Source organism: Stappia sp. (genome assembly GCF_965276915.1).
GTDB lineage: Bacteria > Pseudomonadota > Alphaproteobacteria > Rhizobiales > Stappiaceae > Stappia.
This window is the reverse complement of record NZ_OZ255709.1, coordinates 4,916,193-4,932,864: the sequence shown is the minus strand read 5'-3', so window position 1 is coordinate 4,932,864 and position 16,672 is coordinate 4,916,193. Positions and strand designations below refer to the sequence as shown.

The window sequence follows — 16,672 nt, the reverse complement described above, 5'->3', positions numbered from 1 at the left end:
TGTCCTGGGGCTTGCGCCCAACGCCGCCCGGCTTTCGGTGCGTTTTCATGTCGAGGATGACTTCGCGGTGCTGGCCGAGCGCTACGCCCGCCACATCGCGCGGCTGCGGGTGGAGCCGCTGCCCAGGGATCTTGCTCCTTCCATGTGGCGGCTGTTGATCGAGACCGCCACCTTGCGCAAGTCGGAGAACATCCGCCCCAACCTTGCCGGCGAGTGGATGCGCGCGATCCTGACGGACGCGCCCTATCCGCTGACGCTGATGTCGAGCGTGCTTGAACGGCTGCGCGCCGATGGCGACGTCAACGCCCTGCGTGTCGGCATTCTCAAGTCCGTCCTGATCCGCAATTTCGCGAAAACGTTGAAAGGGGAGGTGCCCGTGTCACTGGACATGGATTGTCGCGAACCCGGCTATCTGCTTGGCCGGCTCTTCGCGGTCTACGAACAGGTGCAGGTGGCGGCGCTCGGGCGCAACGTCAACGCCACCATCAAGGACAAGTATTACGGCTCCGCCTCGGCGCAGCCGCGCAAGGTGTTTGCGTATCTCGACAAGGGATCGGCGCCGCATCTGTCGAGGATCGGCAAGCAGCGCCCTGGCCACAAGGTCGTCCTGGAACGGTCGATCGCCGACATCATGGAGATGATGAGCCCCGGGGACGATCCGTTCCCGGCGCATTTGCCCGATCGCCAGCAGGCCCTTTTCGCGCTTGGCTACTATCACCAGCGCAGCGAGTTTTTTCGCAGCAAGACCGACAAGACCGACGTGGCCGAGGCCGCCGGGGAGGATGCAGCATGACGACCGTTTCCAATCGCCATGACATTGTTTTTCTTTTTGATGTGATCAACGGCAACCCCAACGGGGATCCCGATGCCGGCAATCTGCCGCGTATGGACCCGGAGACCAGCATGGGATTGGTCTCCGATGTCAGCCTGAAGCGCAAGGTCCGCAACTACACGGAACTGGCGCGTGGCGAGGAGCCCGGCTACCGGATTTACGTGCAGGAGGGTTCGATCCTCAACGAGAAGCACCGCGAGGCCTACCGGGCGGTGCGCGGCGACAGCGAAAAACTGAAGACCGAACCCAAGCTCAATCCGCAGACGGATGACGAGGCGCGGGCCGTCACCCGTTTCATGTGCGACAATTTCTTCGACGTGCGCGCGTTCGGTGCCGTGATGAGCACCGGCATCAATGCGGGCCAGGTGCGCGGACCGGTGCAGGTCGCTTTCGCCCGTTCGCTCGAGCCGATCCTGCCGCTGGAAATCTCCATCACCCGCATGGCTGCGACGACTGCGAAGGAAAGGGACGATCGCGACAAGGCCGGCGAGGGCACGGAGCGCACGGAGAACCGGACGATGGGGCGAAAGCACATCGTTCCTTACGGTCTCTATCGCGCGCATGTTTTCGTGAACGCCGCGCTGGCGCGGAAAACGGGTTTTTCGGATGCAGATCTGGAGCACTTGTTCGCGGCGCTGAAGACGATGTTCGAGCATGACCGCTCCGCAGCGCGCGGAGAGATGTCGGCCCGCCGGATCATCGCCTTCCGGCATGAAAATGCGCTCGGCAACGCACCGGCCCATGCCCTCTTCGACAGGGTCCGGGTCAAGCGTGTGGTCGACGGAGAGGCCTATCCCCTCGGCGACCGCCGGCTCGACAACAAACCGCCGGCGCGCGCGTATTCCGACTACGCGGTCACGATCGATCGGGACGGGTTGCCGGACGGGGTGGAGATCCTTGATCTGCTGTAGCGGGGGGAGGGGCGATGGAAACTGCCGATCCGATCCCGCTGTCGGCGCTGCAACATGCGGTCTACTGCCTGCGTCAGGCAGCGCTCATCCATCTTGAGCGGTTGTGGGCCGACAACCGGTTCACGGCCGAGGGACATGTCCTGCATGCGGTGACGGATCGCCCTGGCCAGCGCCAGGCGCGGGGCGTTCGCCGTGTGAGCGGGCTGGCCGTCGGCAGTGTGCGCCTCGGCATCGCCGGAGTTGCCGACCTGGTTGAGTTCCGCCGCTCGGGCGATGGAGAGACGCCGTATCCGGTTGAGTTCAAGCGTGGAAAGGCCAAGCTCCACCGGGCCGACGAGGTTCAGCTTTGCGCGCAGGGCCTGTGTCTGGAAGAGATGACCGGTCACCAGGTTCCGGCCGGTGCGCTCTATTACAGCGAGACCAAACGACGGGTGGAGGTGCCCTTCGACGCGGCACTCAGGGAGTTGACAGAGAAAACGGTTGCGGAGCTGCGCGCCGTGCTGGACAGCCGCAGGACGCCGCCCGCGGTCTACCGCGCCGACCGCTGCCGGGCCTGCTCCCTGAGCGAGCTTTGCCGGCCGAAGCTGGGTGCCACACCGGTGCTGGCCTGGCGCGCACGGCAACTCGAGCGGTTGTTGACGCCGGAGAATCCGCCGTGAAGAAGCTGCTCAACACGCTTTACGTCACCACGGAAGGTGCGGCGCTGCGCAAGGACGGCGAGAATCTCGTCGCCGAGGTGGACGGCGAGGAACGGGCGCGGGTGCCGTTCCACATGCTGGGCTCTGTGGTGGCGTTCGGCCCGGTTCTGGTCTCTCCCGCGCTGATCGGCGCCTGCGCGGCAAACGGAATCTCGATCGTGCTGCTCGATCGTGTCGGGCGGTTCCAGGCGCGGATCGAGGGGCCGGTCGCCGGCAACGTGCTGCTGCGCCGCGCGCAATATGCAGCGAGCGAGGCTCCCGACGACATCGTTCGCGGTTTCGTGATGGCCAAGATCGCCAACCAGCGCAGCGTGCTGCAGCGCCATTTGCGTGATTACGGGCCGGGCGAGGGAGAAGAGGGAGGGGATGCGGTCTCGGCGGCCTGCGAGAGGTTGGCACGGATTCTGCGGCGGCTCGCCGCGGGACTTGGAGGGCTGGACCTGCTGCGCGGGGCGGAGGGCGAGGCGGCGCAAGTCTACTTCTCGGTCTTCGATCGCCTGGTGCGCTCTCCGGACCCGGAGATCCGTTTTCGCGGCCGCTCCCGCCGCCCGCCGCTTGATCCGGTCAACGCGGTCCTGTCGTTTCTCTATACCCTGCTCACCCATGACTGCAGGAGCGCGGCCGAGAGCGTCGGGCTCGATCCCGCTGTCGGCTTCCTGCATCGCGACAGGCCCGGTCGACCGAGCCTTGCCCTCGATCTGATGGAAGAACTGCGTCCCGTCCTGGCCGATAGGCTGACCCTGTCCCTGCTCAACCGCAGGCAATTGCGGGCCCGTGATTTCGAGGTGCGCGACGGCGGCAGCGTCCTGCCAGGCAGTCAGGACGGGCGGCGTACCGTCCTGACCGCCTGGCAGGAGCGTAAACGGGAGGAACGGCTGCATCCCTTCCTGGAAGAAAAGGCCCCCCTGGGACTGGTGCCCTACCTGCAGGCACAGTTCCTGTCGCGCCATCTGCGGGGTGATCTCGACGCTTATCCGCCCTGGTTCTGGAAATAGGAGCGCGCGGCCATGCTGGTTCTTGTGACATATGACGTCAGCACTGTGAGCGAAGGGGGGACCCGGCGGTTGCGGCGGGTGGCGCGGGCCTGCCAAGACTACGGCCAGCGGGTGCAGAACTCGGTCTTCGAGATTGAGGTCGACCCGGCCCTGTGGACGAAGCTCAAGGCGCGCCTGGAAGGCATCATCGATCCGCGAAACGACAGTCTGCGCTACTATCATCTCGGCTCGAACTGGCAACGGCGGGTGGAGCATGTCGGGGCGAAGCCGGCGGCGGATCTCAATGGCCCGCTGATCGTCTAGCCGACCCGTCGCGCGAACCTGTAGCGTGCCGGGTTTCCCGGGGAGGTTCGCACTCGGGAAAGTTCATTGAAATCGTTGAACTGTTTCCAGATGCCGCCGAGCGCTCCGGCCGGTCGGATCGATTTCTCCATGCTTTCGCGCAGAGAGCCGGGTTTCACCCGTGAAAACCGTATGATACGTCGAGGCGGTCGCCCCCTTCACGGGGGCGTGGATCGAAACACCGCGCCGGCCGAGGCGCTGCGCTGCCGGCGGTCGCCCCCTTCACGGGGGCGTGGATCGAAACGACGATCGCGGGCCGGACACGCCGGCCACCATCGTCGCCCCCTTCACGGGGGCGTGGATCGAAACTCCGGGTCCAAAGTGTCGCGGAGATACTGCGGCGTCGCCCCCTTCACGGGGGCGTGGATCGAAACGCGCAATTCCGTCGATTACAAATCGATGGTGCGCGTCGCCCCCTTCACGGGGGCGTGGATCGAAACCCGCATCCGCTCCGGCCGTTTGGTGAGCACCTGGGTCGCCCCCTTCACGGGGGCGTGGATCGAAACCTGCAGCGCCCGGGCGATCGCGTCATGGACGCCGTCGCCCCCTTCACGGGGGCGTGGATCGAAACAAACCAGAAGTGAAACCGTCGCATGGAGGCGGAAGTCGCCCCCTTCACGGGGGCGTGGATCGAAACCGGAGCAAGGTGGCGTTCACCGGCGAGGGCAATGTCGCCCCCTTCACGGGGGCGTGGATCGAAACGAGCCTGACCGAAGAGACGCACATGGTCGAGGAGTCGCCCCCTTCACGGGGGCGTGGATCGAAACTTAAGCGACGCGATCTCCGCCTCAAGCGTCTTCACGTCGCCCCCTTCACGGGGGCGTGGATCGAAACTACGCCTGGCGCGGCGGTCCCAAGCTCGACGGCGTCGCCCCCTTCACGGGGGCGTGGATCGAAACGGCTACTCGCCGAAGGACGTCGAGGCGATGCTCGTCGCCCCCTTCACGGGGGCGTGGATCGAAACATGTACGTCGACGTCGGGTAGTTCACCACCTCGCGTCGCCCCCTTCACGGGGGCGTGGATCGAAACGATGCTCACAGTGGCCTGGCCATATACCCAGACCAGGTCGCCCCCTTCACGGGGGCGTGGATCGAAACAATCCCTGCGCCGGCGGCGGCCGCTTGTGGCATGTCGCCCCCTTCACGGGGGCGTGGATCGAAACTACGAGATCAACGACGTCGAGTTCGAGGTCGGAGTCGCCCCCTTCACGGGGGCGTGGATCGAAACACCGTGTGATATCGCTGATCGAGGCCGCGCAGCACGTCGCCCCCTTCACGGGGGCGTGGGTCGAAAACACTCATAGTTGAGAGGGCCGTAGGCAAACGTATGTCGCCTCCTTCGTAACCCCCCGATTGTCACCGCCTGCCTGAATTGAGCCCGTTATTGTAAGAGACATGCATAACGACGTCGTTTGCGACGTGTTTTATGCGGAGTTGTGGATGCGTGGTGAAATTCTTGGAGTTGAGCGGCGAAGGCGGTGGCGAGATGAGGACAAGCTCGGGATCGTCATGTCGGTTGGGATTGACGGCGCAACGGTGACGCAGGTTGCGCAGCGCCACGATGTGACCCGACAGCAGATCTATACGTGGCGGCGTGAGCTGAAGAAGAAAGGGTTGTGGTCGCCGGACAACGGCGCGCTGTTTCTTCCGTTGGAGCTCACATCCGCGCAGAGCGTTCCGGAGGTTCGCCCGGAGATCCGTGAAGTGCCGGTCGGCACGGACCCGGTGCCGGTTGAATTGCGCCTAAACAACGGGCGTTGTTTGCGTTTCGACAGCCGCCTGGACGCACCGGCGCTGACGCAATTGATACGAGCGGTTGAAGCGGCATGATCGGCCCGGGGACCGGAGTTCGGGTCTATCTCGCTTGCGGCGCCACCGATATGCGCAAGGGCATAGGAGGTCTGGCATCTCTTGCGCAGGATGTTCTCCGTCAGAAGCCAACGAGCGGTGCGGTGTTTGCCTTCCGCGGGCGACGGGGTGATCGGCTGAAACTTTTATACTGGGATGGCCAAGGCTTCTGCCTTTACTACAAGGTCCTGGAGCGGGGCCGCTTCCCTTGGCCGTCGGTTGCCGATGGCACGGCACGCCTGACCTCGGCGCAGTTGGCGATGCTGTGGGAAGGCATCGACTGGCGCAGGCCGGACTGGGGTTCGCCGCCGGTTCGGATTGGTTGAATTATCTAACTGATTTGATTTGCTTTTTTGGGATATCCATTGGTTCTGTGGTAAGTCAGGATGATGTCTGACGATGCCGTAAATCTTCCTGATGATCCCGCCATCCTGAAGGCGAAGATCACCGCCTTGCAGGCGGAAAACGCGAAGATGTCGGCAACGCTTCGGGCCCATGACCAACTGGTTCAGGCCCTGCGGCTTCGGATCGCCAAACTTCAGAAACAGGCCTTCGCAAGTCCTCGGAAAAGATCGAACGTGAGATCGAACAGCTGGAACTGACGCTGGAAGATCTGCTGGTTGCGGTCACAGAGAGCGCCGGCACGCCGGTCGACGAAGGTCAGGAAGAGGACGAGCCCGCAGCTGCCGACAACGGCACGCGCGCGAACAAGCCTCGGCGGCGTCCGGGTGTGTCGGCTGCGACCCCACGCGAGTGCTGGGAACTGGACCCCGGCACATGCTGCCCCGATTGCGGCGGCGATCTGCGTGTCGTGGGCGAGGACGTCAGCGAAATCCTCGACATGATCGCGGCGCAGCTGAAGGTCATCCAGATCACCCGGCTCAAGAAATCCTGCCGCCGATGCGAGAAGATGGTGCAATCTCCTGCACCGAGCCGACCGATCCCGGGCTCAATGGCAGGTGCGGGTTTGTTGGCTTACATCCTGGTCTCCAAGTTTGATGACCACCTGCCGCTGTATCGCCTCAACGAGATCTTTGGCCGACTGGGCGCCGACATCCCCGACAGCACACTGGTGGATTGGTGCGGCCGCGCCGTGCGCGTGCTTCAGCCTTTGATCGACCGGATCGAGGCCGAGGTCATGGGCAGTGATCTGCTGCATGCCGATGACACTCCGATCCGGGTGCTGGATCGATCCTTGCGGGACAAGGGCCTTGGCAAGGGCGTGAAGAAGGGCCGGATCTGGACTTACGTTCGCGATCAGCGTCCATGGTCCGGTGCCGCGCCGCCCGGAGCAGCCTATTACTTCGCCCCTGACTGGAAGGAAGGGCACGTCCAGCACCATCTCAGGCACGCAAGCGGCATTCTCCAGGCCGATGGCTATAAGGGCGTTGCGAAGCTCTATGAGCCCGGGCTCGACGGAACCTGCCGGTTCCGCGAGGCAGCATGCTGGGCACATCTGCGCCGGGACTTCCACGATGTCTGGAGCGCAACCAAATCCGAGATCACCCGTGAAGCACTCGACCGGATCGGAGCCCTCTACGACATCGAGCGTGAGATCTCGGGCCAGCCTGCCGACATCCGCTGTGCCGCACGCCAGGCGCGAGCCAAGCCGAAGGTCGACGACTTCAAGGTCTGGGCCGAGCGGCAACTGACACGCTTGCCCGGCAAGAGCGAACTTGCCAAGGCGTTCCGCTATGGCCTCAGCCGCTGGCCGTCCTTCTGCCTGTTCCTTGAAGATGGCCGCGTGGCGATGGACAACAATGCCGCTGAACGCGCCCTGCGTCCGATTGGAATCGGCCGGAAAAATTGGTTATTCGCCGGCGCCGACACCGGTGCCGAGACACTCGCGCGTGCCATGACGGTCATCGAAACCGTCAAGATGAACGGGCTCGATCCGCAGGCCTATCTGACCGATGTTCTCAACCGCATCCACGATCACAAGATCAATCGGCTCGACGAGTTGCTTCCCTGGAATTGGAAACCCATGTCGATCTCCTGCGCAGAGGCTGCCTGATGGCCGCCGTCACTCATGTCACCACACTCGCCTGTGTCGCGCAGTTGCTCGGAGAAGACCTCAAGCTCCTAGAGGCCATCGTCGAAAACGATGACAATCTGACCTATGGCAGCATCGTCAGCGTCCAAACGGGTCAGGACGACTACGTTATAGCGCTCACCGACAACGGCATCCACGAATTGAAAGACATGCTGGCCGACGCCAGAAGCTCAACCGAAAACTGGCACGGCTTCCTCGACGACTTCGTCTCAGATCCTGACGTCATTGCCCGCGTCAAGGCTCAATCGCCGCGGTAACAATCGGCCGGTTACTGTCGAGCCGCGCCTACGCCCCATAAACAGTTTGGGTCCTCCAGCGGCGAATTAGCCGCGAGCAGGCTGTACGACCGCACTGCGGTGGTCAATCACTTGCCTTACTTTTCCTTGTCGATCATTCGCTCAAGCGAAAACCCGATCATATAGAGGTCGAAGAAACTCCCGTCGATGGGGCAAAGGTATGTTGTGCCCGCAATCGAACAGCTTGAGTGACGTGACCGCCCCGCCACGCTTTATAGCGGCCGCGAACATCTCCGCCTGGCTCACAGGTACACGATCATCAAAACTACCATGCAGGATCAGTGTTTCGGCCCGGATATTCTCCGCATGATATGTCGTCGTCGCCCGGTGACTGCGAGAACTTCTTCTTCCATGCATAGAGCGAGTGCGGACTGACGCCTAGACGCTTCGACGCCTCCGCAACCGGATAGCCCCGCTCGGTAGTCTGCGCCACAGCATCCCGTTTGAAATCGTCGCTGAAATTGACTTTGCCCATCATGGCCTCCTTTCCTCAAAATTAGGGAAGAAGGCGTCTACGAATCTAGGGGCTGTTCAATCGCAGCCGGTGCCAATGCCCCCCGAGGTGCGGATTCCTGCCCTTAGCTGCTCAGCCGCTCGATGATATATGTAACGCTCTCATCAAGCGAGAGCGAGGAAGTATCCAGAATCTCGCAACCCTTATCCTTGGCTGGGAGGTTGAGCCGATTTCGACCGCGCGGACTGTGCCTCAACAAATGAAATTGGTTGCAGGTCTGTATTGACGGCTGCGCTCCTCCGCTACCAAATTTACCAAATATTTCAGATGTTTGGATCTGTTCTCTACGAGCGCATCTGCGTGCGGAGCGCCCGATGCCGCATTCCGGGTTTCAGATGCTTGGGCTTGAATGCGACGGGATTGGGTTGTCTGCGACAGGGTGTGCAATTCGACGATCTCTCGCCATCCGGCGACTTCCGGTTTGTTTCATCCAGCCGATCCGAGTTCAAGAGCCTGTTGAACTGGCGGATACGCGTCAAGTTCCGTTGCAGCAAAGATCGTTCGCCGTTCGACGTCGCCATCGACAAGGGTTTCGGCTTGCACGCCTGCATAGAGACCCGTCACGTTTTCCTTGCAGAACCTTTCCCGTTGCGGCTAGGGAGGGAGGGACGGTCTCGTCGAGAGCCCGGATGCCGACCTTGCCGACGGTCGCAAGACAGCCCGGGATATCCGGTTCTCCTGATCCCGCCATGCGGCAGCAAGGCGCGGACCGTCGCGGGAAGCGCGTGATCCGTCTGGACGATCACGAATATCAGACGCAATTTGACCTCGACGGCCCAACCTGAGAGGGCGACCGGAGAAAGCGACCGGAGAGGACACCCGGAGGATATCGGCAGGAGTTGCGCTCAGGCTTCCAGCGGGCGCGCCATACGCCGTCGATACCTTGCAAGCCGGTCAAAAACGATGGGCAGGCCAGTGCCGAGGATGATCAGGCAGCCAATGACGAATTTCTGCCAATAGGACGGAACGCCAGCCATCAGAAGCGTCGTGTTGATCATGGTGATCACGAACACGCCGAGAAGGGTGCCGAGCACCGTGCCATGGCCGCCGGTGATGCGCGCGCCGCCCAGCACGACCGCGGCGATGACATTGAGCTCCATGCCAACGAGGTCGAAGGGGTTGGCCATGCGCGAGAGCGTCACATGCGCCATGCCGGCCAGGCCGGCAATGGCGCCGGCGATCACGTAGATCAGAACCTTGACCCGCTTGATGCGGATGCCGATGCGCCGGGCTGCGTCCTCCGAACCCCCGATTGCATAGATCTTCCGCCCGAACAGGGTGAGATTCATGATCACCGCGAGCACGATGGCGACCGCGACCAGGACGAGGAAAGAGGCTGGCAGCGACACCATCTGGCCGACCCCATTCTCGATGCGGATCAGGATGGTGCGCGAGAAATTGATCACCTCGCGGGGCACCGACGTGATGTAGGTGGTGCCGAGGAAGGTGAGCAACGCACCGCGAAAGAACGACAGCGTTCCGAGCGTGACGATCAGCGTGTTGAGACCGAGCCCGCCGATCAGCAGGCCATTGATGAGGCCAAGCCCCGCGCCGATGATGGCGGCGATGACGAAATAGGCGATGATCGGCAGGTCAAGGTCGATGCCGAGAACGATCTTCATCGTTGCATACATGGCGAAGGCGCCGATGGCCGTGTGCGAGACATCGATGCCGCCCGAGGCGAGAACCATCATCACACCGAGTGCGAAGATACCGGTCACAAGCCCGTTGCGCGCCAGGTCGATCAGGGTGGAGGGCGTGAAGAAGGCCGGGTTCAGGAGGCCGAGGGCGAGTGCGAAAAGCACTGCGACGAGGAACACGATGCCCTGCGGTGTGGTGAAGATGCGGGTGAGGGCGCTCATGTCCGGTCCTCCCTGATGACTTCCTGGTAGAGAGTGTCTTCGTCCACGGTGGCGGCGTCGAAGCTTGCGGTGATGCGTCCGCGCACCATCACCAGAATGCGGTCGGACAGTGCGATCGCCTCGGGAATGTCGTCCGTCACGACCATGACAGCCGTGCCGCTGCGGCTGAGCGAGACCAGCAGTTCGTGGATTTCCCGCTTCGAGCCCACGTCGACGCCAACCGTCGGTCCATTGAGGATCAGCAGCTTCGGATCGCGCTCCATCCAGCGGGCAAGAACGATGCGTTGCTGGTTGCCGCCCGAAAGCGTCGCGACGGCGGGGGTGACATCGGGCGTCTTGATCCGCAGGTTTTTGACGGCGGCGCGCGCCCGTTGCTTGAGGGCGGAAGCGCTCAGAATGCCGAGCGAAGTCGATTTTCCAAGGCTTGAAACGGTTATGTTGTCTGCAATCGGCTGGTTGAGAAAGAGACCCTCCGTCAAGCGGTCTTCCGGCACATAGGCGATACCGTGGGAGATGGCGTCGGTCTGGTTTGCCAACGCCACGGGCTTTCCGTCGATCTCGATGCGTCCCGCGTCCGGTCGCATGTACCCGAACAATGTTTGCGCCAGCTCCGTGCGTCCCGAGCCAAGCAGGCCGACCACCGAAACGATTTCGCCTGGTCGCAACTCGAGGTTCACGTCGGCGAAGTCGCCGCGCCGGCCAAGACCGGAGGCCGCGAGGAAGGGCGGGTGCAGCGGGCTTTTTTCGCGGGGCAGGCGCTGGCTGTCGACGGAGCGGCCCGTCATCGCCTCCACAAGCCGCCCGGCATCGAATTCGCCGATCGGGCCTTCCACCACGACGGCACCGTCGCGCAGAACGGTAACCGTGTCGCATACGGCAAAGACTTCCTCGATCTTGTGGCTGACGAAGAGAAACGAGACGCCGTCCTTTTTCAGAGCTCCGACGATATCGAGCAGGTGCGCCACCTCGCTGCGAGTGAGTGCGGTTGTCGGTTCGTCCATGACGATGATGCGCGCCTGATTGGCCAGGGCCCGGGCGATGGCGACGAGCTGCTTTGAGGCGACGGGCAGCATTTCCACCGGTGTGTCGGGGTCGATTTCCACCTGCATGCGCCGGAGCGTGTCGAGGGCAAGCTGACGGCGCGCGCCACGTCTGTGGAGCACGTCTCCGCACGTCACGGAGCGTAGGAACCCGATATTTTCCCAGACTGTCAGGTTGGGGAACAGCGAAAAGTCCTGATAGATGACGGACAGTCCAGCCGTGATCGCGCCCATCGGGTCGCTGTTCAACCGGTGACCGCTCAGCGAGACCTGGCCCGCATCCGCCCGTACAACGCCCGAGAGGATCTTGATCAGCGTCGATTTGCCTGACCCGTTCTCGCCGGCCAGACAGCGCACTTCACCTGCACCCAGTTCGAGATTGACGTCCTCCAGCACGCGCACCGATCCATAGGCCTTGCGGATTTCCCGCATCTGCAGGATGGGCGTGCTTCCGCTCGCTTCGTCGTTCATGGGAAGGTCTCTTGTGTTCAGGCAAAGCCGCCGGGCAGGTCCGCCCGGCGACGTATGGAGCGGAAGGCGCGCAGCCGTCCACCGGTCCCCAGGTCAGGACCGCAGGCCGTCTCCGCATGCCTTCCCCGTCCGGTCATGTCAGCGATGTCCCGAGCCTAGAACTCGTAATCGCCCATGTTCTCCGTGGTCACATCGACCCAAGCCTGGCCGTAGAGCACCTTGCCGTCGAGCTTGATTGCGTTGTAGCCCTCGACGCCAAGGTCCATGCCGTCGGTCACTTCCTTGCCCTCGATGGCCATGGAGGCAACCTTGTTCATGGCGATGCCTGCCTTGGCGGGATCCCAGAACGAGATCATTTCGATCGCACCGGTCTCCAGGTAGGGCCCGGCGACGGATACCAGGCTGGTGCCCACGATCTTGACCTTCCCGTCGAGGCCGGCCTCTTCAACGGCCAGAGCCGCCCCCACGACATCCTCGCCAGCCGAGCCCTGGATGCCTTTCAGGTTCGGATAGGTACGCAGAAGCTCCTTGGTCTTCTGGTAGGCGGTCTGCTGCTGCTCGTTGCTTTCCAGCTTGTCGGCGACCAGCGTCATCTTCGGGTATTTGTCTTTCTGGTACGCGATCGCCGCATCGACCCATTCGTTGTGGGTCTTGGCGGTCAGGTGGCCGACGAAGACGGCATATTCGCCTTCGCCACCCATGGCCTGAGCCAAGGCTTCCATGAGGTGACGACCGTAGGCCGCATTGTCGAAGGCTTCCACGTCGTAGGTGATGTTCTTGAGGCTGGATGCCTCATGGCCGATCACCTTGATGCCGGCAGCAAGCGCCTTGCCGAGAACCGGCTCCAGGGCCTCCGGCGAGTTCGGGACGACGGTGATCGCGTCGACTTTCTTGGCGATGAGGTCTTCGATCATCTGCACCTGCAGCGCCGCGTCGGCGGAAGCCGGCCCGACCTGCGTTGCATCGTGACCGCTTTCCTCGGCGTATTGTCCGACACCTTCTTCCATGCGGTTGAACCAGGCGATGCCCGAGAGCTTCACCACCGTAACGATGGTGTGTTTGGCATCCTGCGCATGGGTGACGGCGCCGGGGCCAACGATCAGCGCAGCGCCGAGCGCCACGCCGGCCGCGAGTTTCCCTAGTTTCGACACCATGAGTCTCCTCCTCATCAATCGCGCCTCGAGGGCCGGAATGGCCCTCTGTCAGGCTTTATCGAACGCGCGCTGCTCCGCTCCCCTCATGAGATCGTTGTTGCGGGCGTACAATTCCTTGAATGTTCGATAGCGCGCGGCACACACGGCGCGGTTCCGCGTGTCCGGGGCGATGCTGCGGTCCACCGGATTCCAACGCCGGATGTCGGTCCGCTCGGCAGCGCCTACGGCGACGGCGGCGAGAAAAGCGTTTCCGAAGGCGGCGCCGACGGTGTTGGCGGCGACATCCTGCGCCTTGCCGCTCGCATCGGAGATCGCCTGCGACCAGACGGCGTTCTTCATGCCGCCGCCGACAGCGGCGATGCGCCCGATCGACGTGCCCGCCGCCTCATAGGTTTCGATCACCGAGGTGACGCCATAGGCGATGCCCTCGAGAAAGCCGCGATAGACATCCGCGCGCGTATGGGTGAGGTCGAGCCCGAAGATGACACCGCGCGCATGCGGGTCGTGGATCGGTGTGCGTTCGCCGGAAAAATAGGGCAGGACAACGATGCCGTTCGCCCCCACGGGCGCGCCTTGGGCTTCTTCGGCGAGCAGCCGCAGGGCCTCATCGGTATCGAGTTCGCGGGCGAACTGCTCCTGGAACCAGCGCGTGAGCGTGCCGCTGGTGGAGGTCCCGGACATGCAGGCATGCTGCCCCTTGAAAAGCCATGGCGCGTACCAGAGCCGCCCGTCTTCCACGCGGTGGTCCGTCACCAGGATGATGAACATGGTCGAGCCATACATCATCATCATTTCACCGGTTCCCAGAACGCCGACGCTGATGGCTTCCGCCGCGGCGTCGATGGTGCCTGCCGTGACCGGCGTTCCCGGAGCAAGCCCGGTCTCGCTTGCCGCCTGCTCCGTGACATGGCCGGCGATTTCGGTGCTCCACAGAAGTTCGGGCAGGCGTTCGGGCGCGATGATGCGGTCGGCGTAGCGGTCGCTCCATTCATTGGTGCGAATGTCGTAGAGCGGGCTTGAGGACGCTGCGGAATAATGGTCGATGACGTAGCGGTCGGTCAGCCGGTGCACGAGGAAGGATGACGAGTTCAACACCTTGTGCGTGCGGGCATAGAGATCGGGCCGGTTCTTCTTCAGCCACAGGATTTTCGGTCCGACCGACTGCGAGGTGAGGGCGTTGCCGCATTCGGCAAGAAGCGTTTCCTCGCCGATCTCGGCGGTCAGTTCCTCGATTTCCTCGGAGGCGCGCGTGTCGACACCGTAGAGCACGGCGTTCATGAGCGGTTTGCCGTGCGCGTCGACGGGCAGCATGCAGGGGCCGATGCCGCTTGCCGCCACCGCCTTGATGTCGCCGGGAGCGACGCCGGTGGTGCCGACAAGCTCCTGGCTGATGGCGCGGAATTCGCCCCACCAGTCGGCCTCGGCATCATGCTCGGCCCAGCCGGGGTGCGGCACGATCAGGTCGTGCCGCCGCTTTGCCGATGCCAGGATGCGTCCCTGACCATCGGCCAGCACGCCCTTGGTCTCGAAGGTTCCGATGTCGATGCCGAGATAGCAATCCATCAGGTGTAATCGTCCCGGTTCAGGCTGAAACCGGCATCGACCCGGCGGATCGCGGCGATCAGCAGCCTCGTGAGCGCTTCCAGGTCGCGCAGGTCGCACATTTCCAGAGAGGTGTGCGTGTAGCGGCAGGGGAAGCACATATCGATGCAGGCCACGCCGTCATTGACGAGCTGCACGTAGGAGGAGTCGGTGAGCGCGCCGGTATGCGCCGTGCGCTGCAGGTTGATGCCTTCCGATGCCGCGGTATCGGAAAACAGTTTCGGCAGCGCGGGGTGCGGGATGGTGCCGTTCAGCGTGCCGCGGCCGTGGAAGGAATAAAGGCTCATCGCCGGGCCGTTGCCGAGTGCGACTTCGCCGCGCTGCGTCATGTCGGGCGTATCGGCATTGAGAGCCAGGTCGAGCTGGATGGCGATGTCCGGATTGATCGCACGCGCGGCGACCATCGCGCCCTGCAGGTTGAACTCCTCCAGCACGGCGAAGACGAAATGCACCGTCGGGCGCGGTCCGTCGGCTGCGAGTGCCCGGGCGACCTCCACGATCACGGCACAGCCGGCGCGGTCGTCGACCGACGTGCCGATAAGGCGGTTCTCGTTGAGTTCGATGACGCGCGGGTCGTAGACCACGGGGGTGCCGATCTCGATGCCCAGCGCCTTGACGCCGGCGGCGTCCTCCGCGCCCACATCGATGAAGACCTCCTGATAGGGCGTGACCTTGTATTTTTCTTCCGGTGGCGTTGCGTGATGGCTCTTGTTGGCGATAACGCCTTGCACGTCGCGGCCTTCGCCTACGCAAAACAGGACGGCCTGCGCCGGCAGGGCCTTCTCCGGGATGCCACCCAGCCGCTCGATGCGCACGAGACCGTTGTCCTCGATCTTGCGCACCATGAAACCCAGCTGGTCGGTGTGCGCGAAGAGCATGACGGAGGGGGCTGCCTTGTCGCCTTCCAGCGTGGCGATCAGATTGCCGAGGCGATCCGTGCGGAAGGACAGCGGCAGGTCGGCGAGTTCCTTTTCGATGCGGCGGCGCACGCGATCTTCATGCCCGGACAGGCCCGGCGTCAGCATCAGGGTTTTGAGCAGGGAGCGGAGGCGCTCTTTCATGAGGGGTGAGCCTTTCGTTTGAGGAACGCCTTCACGTCGAAGGAGCCGAAAGCCGCGCGATAGGACATGACGGCGATCAGCAGGCCACCGAAAACGAGATCGCGGGAAAAGGCGCTGAAGGAGAGAATGTTGAGCCCGCTGGAGATGAACTGCAGGCAGATCACCGCCAGGGCCACGCCGGTGACGGTGCCGAAGCCGCCCGCCGGACTGACACCGGCAAGAATATTGATGAGAATGACGAGCAGCAGGTAGGAGCTGCCGTAGTCGGCATTGGCCGAATTGACGCGGGCCAGCACCACCAGTCCGGCGAGTGCTGCAACGAACCCGGCGATTGCGTAGATCTGGATGATCAGCTTCTTTCCGGGCACGCCTGCGAAATCGGCCGCCACCGGGTTGGCGCCGAAAAGGCGCAGGCGCATGCCCACCGGTGTCCGGCGCAGAAGGAAGGCAAGGCCCGAGGCAACCAGCGCAAACAGCACGAGGGGAAGCGGAAGCACGCCGCCGATCGTCCAGTTGCCGAACGACGTATACCAGTCGGGCAGGCCGGTGATGGCCGGTCCACGCGTGATGATGATGCCGATGCCGGCAAACAGCTGCATGCTGCCAAGCGTTGCAAGGATAGGCGGCAGCCGCAGATAGGCGACGAGAAATCCGTTGAAGGCGCCGCAGGCGAGGCCGACCGCGAGGCCGGCGGGAATGGCGAGCCACGCCGCTTCCGGTCCCGCCTTCAGGGTCACCGCGGCGACGATGGAGGCCAGGTTGGCGATGGCGACCACCGAAAGGTCGATGCCACCGGAAATCATCGTCGGCAGGACTGCAAGCGACAGCAGCCCGAATTCGGGAAACTGGAAGCCCATGGACTGGAGGTTCGATGACGACAGAAATGTCGGGCTGGCGATTGCAAGCGCACCGAAAATCAACGCCGTCAGTATGCCCAGGTTCTTCAGGTGGGAGCCTGTCGTGTCCTGTCTCGCGTCCATGGTCTTCCTCCCT

The 16,672-nt window shown here is 63.3% G+C and carries 15 protein-coding genes, 2 pseudogenes and 1 CRISPR repeat array; of the genes and pseudogenes, 9 read left to right on the top strand and 8 right to left on the bottom strand.

Translation table 11 applies throughout. From position 1 onward, the window contains the following. Nucleotides 1-37 precede the first annotated feature (37 nt). The 9 genes and pseudogenes from cas8c (at nt 38) to ACQY46_RS22975 (ending at nt 7,936) form a co-directional block, all read left to right on the top strand. Nucleotides 38-793 carry a type I-C CRISPR-associated protein Cas8c/Csd1 gene (cas8c, locus tag ACQY46_RS23015; RefSeq protein ID WP_428698287.1) on the top strand — a complete coding sequence of 252 codons (756 nt, stop codon included), beginning with the start codon at nt 38-40 and terminating at the stop codon, nt 791-793. Continuing rightward, the gene (gene cas7c / locus ACQY46_RS23010) at nt 790-1,743 is read left to right on the top strand and encodes a type I-C CRISPR-associated protein Cas7/Csd2 (protein WP_428698286.1); all 954 of its coding nucleotides are present in this window, start codon (nt 790-792) and stop codon (nt 1,741-1,743) included. Before cas8c ends, cas7c begins: the two co-directional genes overlap by 4 nt. A gap of 14 nt (nt 1,744-1,757) precedes the next feature. Then, the gene (gene cas4 / locus ACQY46_RS23005) at nt 1,758-2,402 is read left to right on the top strand and encodes a CRISPR-associated protein Cas4 (protein WP_428698285.1); all 645 of its coding nucleotides are present in this window, start codon (nt 1,758-1,760) and stop codon (nt 2,400-2,402) included. Then, nucleotides 2,399-3,436, top strand: a complete 1,038-nt coding sequence (cas1c, locus tag ACQY46_RS23000; RefSeq protein ID WP_428698284.1) for a type I-C CRISPR-associated endonuclease Cas1c — start codon at nt 2,399-2,401, stop codon at nt 3,434-3,436. Before cas4 ends, cas1c begins: the two co-directional genes overlap by 4 nt. Before the next feature lie 12 nt (nt 3,437-3,448). After that, entirely contained in the window at nt 3,449-3,739 is a 291-nt protein-coding gene (gene cas2 / locus ACQY46_RS22995) for a CRISPR-associated endonuclease Cas2 (RefSeq protein WP_428698283.1), read from the top strand. A gap of 187 nt (nt 3,740-3,926) precedes the next feature. Beyond that, nucleotides 3,927-5,073: direct repeats of the CRISPR family, unit length 32 nt; unit sequence GTCGCCCCCTTCACGGGGGCGTGGATCGAAAC. A 100-nt stretch (nt 5,074-5,173) separates the two neighbouring features. Beyond that, nucleotides 5,174-5,608, top strand: coding sequence for an IS66-like element accessory protein TnpA (gene tnpA / locus ACQY46_RS22990; protein WP_428698282.1), 435 nt, complete (start codon nt 5,174-5,176; stop codon nt 5,606-5,608). Next, nucleotides 5,605-5,952, top strand: coding sequence for an IS66 family insertion sequence element accessory protein TnpB (gene tnpB, locus ACQY46_RS22985; protein WP_428698281.1), 348 nt, complete (start codon nt 5,605-5,607; stop codon nt 5,950-5,952). The genes tnpA and tnpB overlap by 4 nt, the downstream gene beginning before the upstream one ends. A gap of 63 nt (nt 5,953-6,015) precedes the next feature. Further along, nucleotides 6,016-7,640, top strand: a pseudogene (tnpC, locus tag ACQY46_RS22980) (IS66 family transposase). Beyond that, entirely contained in the window at nt 7,640-7,936 is a 297-nt protein-coding gene (locus tag ACQY46_RS22975; RefSeq protein WP_428698280.1) for a hypothetical protein, read from the top strand. The pseudogene tnpC and the gene ACQY46_RS22975 overlap by 1 nt, the downstream one beginning before the upstream one ends. Nucleotides 7,937-8,077: 141 nt before the next feature. On the opposite strand, the gene ACQY46_RS22970 is transcribed toward ACQY46_RS22975, so the two are convergent. From ACQY46_RS22970 to ACQY46_RS22935, 8 genes and pseudogenes are all read right to left on the bottom strand, one after another. After that, on the bottom strand, nt 8,078-8,332 hold the full coding sequence (locus ACQY46_RS22970; protein WP_428698279.1) for an alpha/beta hydrolase family protein: 255 nt from the start codon (nt 8,330-8,332) through the stop codon (nt 8,078-8,080). Next, nucleotides 8,304-8,453, bottom strand: a pseudogene (locus tag ACQY46_RS22965) (transposase); the annotation flags it as partial. The gene ACQY46_RS22970 and the pseudogene ACQY46_RS22965, both read right to left, overlap by 29 nt. Before the next feature lie 881 nt (nt 8,454-9,334). Beyond that, nucleotides 9,335-10,351 (bottom strand): ABC transporter permease, encoded by a 1,017-nt coding sequence (locus ACQY46_RS22960; protein WP_428698278.1) that lies wholly within the window; start codon nt 10,349-10,351, stop codon nt 9,335-9,337. Next, on the bottom strand, nt 10,348-11,862 hold the full coding sequence (locus tag ACQY46_RS22955) for a sugar ABC transporter ATP-binding protein (RefSeq protein ID WP_428698277.1): 1,515 nt from the start codon (nt 11,860-11,862) through the stop codon (nt 10,348-10,350). The genes ACQY46_RS22960 and ACQY46_RS22955 overlap by 4 nt, the downstream gene beginning before the upstream one ends. A 155-nt stretch (nt 11,863-12,017) precedes the next feature. Beyond that, the gene (locus tag ACQY46_RS22950) at nt 12,018-13,016 is read right to left on the bottom strand and encodes an autoinducer 2 ABC transporter substrate-binding protein (protein ID WP_428698276.1); all 999 of its coding nucleotides are present in this window, start codon (nt 13,014-13,016) and stop codon (nt 12,018-12,020) included. A gap of 48 nt (nt 13,017-13,064) precedes the next feature. Beyond that, on the bottom strand, nt 13,065-14,579 hold the full coding sequence (locus ACQY46_RS22945; protein ID WP_428698275.1) for an FGGY-family carbohydrate kinase: 1,515 nt from the start codon (nt 14,577-14,579) through the stop codon (nt 13,065-13,067). After that, nucleotides 14,579-15,679 carry a M42 family metallopeptidase gene (locus ACQY46_RS22940; RefSeq protein ID WP_428698274.1) on the bottom strand — a complete coding sequence of 367 codons (1,101 nt, stop codon included), beginning with the start codon at nt 15,677-15,679 and terminating at the stop codon, nt 14,579-14,581. Before ACQY46_RS22940 ends, ACQY46_RS22945 begins: the two co-directional genes overlap by 1 nt. Next, nucleotides 15,676-16,659 carry an ABC transporter permease gene (locus ACQY46_RS22935; RefSeq protein WP_428698273.1) on the bottom strand — a complete coding sequence of 328 codons (984 nt, stop codon included), beginning with the start codon at nt 16,657-16,659 and terminating at the stop codon, nt 15,676-15,678. Before ACQY46_RS22935 ends, ACQY46_RS22940 begins: the two co-directional genes overlap by 4 nt. Between the last annotated feature and the right edge of the window lie 13 nt (nt 16,660-16,672).

Coding starts and splice junctions, on each gene's coding strand:
- ACQY46_RS22970 (WP_428698279.1), bottom strand. CDS start 8,332: ATGCATGGAAGAAGAAGTTCTCGCAGTCACCGGGCGACGACGACATAT.
- cas7c (WP_428698286.1), top strand. CDS start 790: ATGACGACCGTTTCCAATCGCCATGACATTGTTTTTCTTTTTGATGTG.
- ACQY46_RS22940 (WP_428698274.1), bottom strand. CDS start 15,679: ATGAAAGAGCGCCTCCGCTCCCTGCTCAAAACCCTGATGCTGACGCCG.
- ACQY46_RS22935 (WP_428698273.1), bottom strand. CDS start 16,659: ATGGACGCGAGACAGGACACGACAGGCTCCCACCTGAAGAACCTGGGC.
- ACQY46_RS22960 (WP_428698278.1), bottom strand. CDS start 10,351: ATGAGCGCCCTCACCCGCATCTTCACCACACCGCAGGGCATCGTGTTC.
- ACQY46_RS22950 (WP_428698276.1), bottom strand. CDS start 13,016: ATGGTGTCGAAACTAGGGAAACTCGCGGCCGGCGTGGCGCTCGGCGCT.
- cas2 (WP_428698283.1), top strand. CDS start 3,449: ATGCTGGTTCTTGTGACATATGACGTCAGCACTGTGAGCGAAGGGGGG.
- ACQY46_RS22975 (WP_428698280.1), top strand. CDS start 7,640: ATGGCCGCCGTCACTCATGTCACCACACTCGCCTGTGTCGCGCAGTTG.
- ACQY46_RS22955 (WP_428698277.1), bottom strand. CDS start 11,862: ATGAACGACGAAGCGAGCGGAAGCACGCCCATCCTGCAGATGCGGGAA.
- tnpB (WP_428698281.1), top strand. CDS start 5,605: ATGATCGGCCCGGGGACCGGAGTTCGGGTCTATCTCGCTTGCGGCGCC.
- cas4 (WP_428698285.1), top strand. CDS start 1,758: ATGGAAACTGCCGATCCGATCCCGCTGTCGGCGCTGCAACATGCGGTC.
- ACQY46_RS22945 (WP_428698275.1), bottom strand. CDS start 14,579: ATGGATTGCTATCTCGGCATCGACATCGGAACCTTCGAGACCAAGGGC.
- tnpA (WP_428698282.1), top strand. CDS start 5,174: ATGCATAACGACGTCGTTTGCGACGTGTTTTATGCGGAGTTGTGGATG.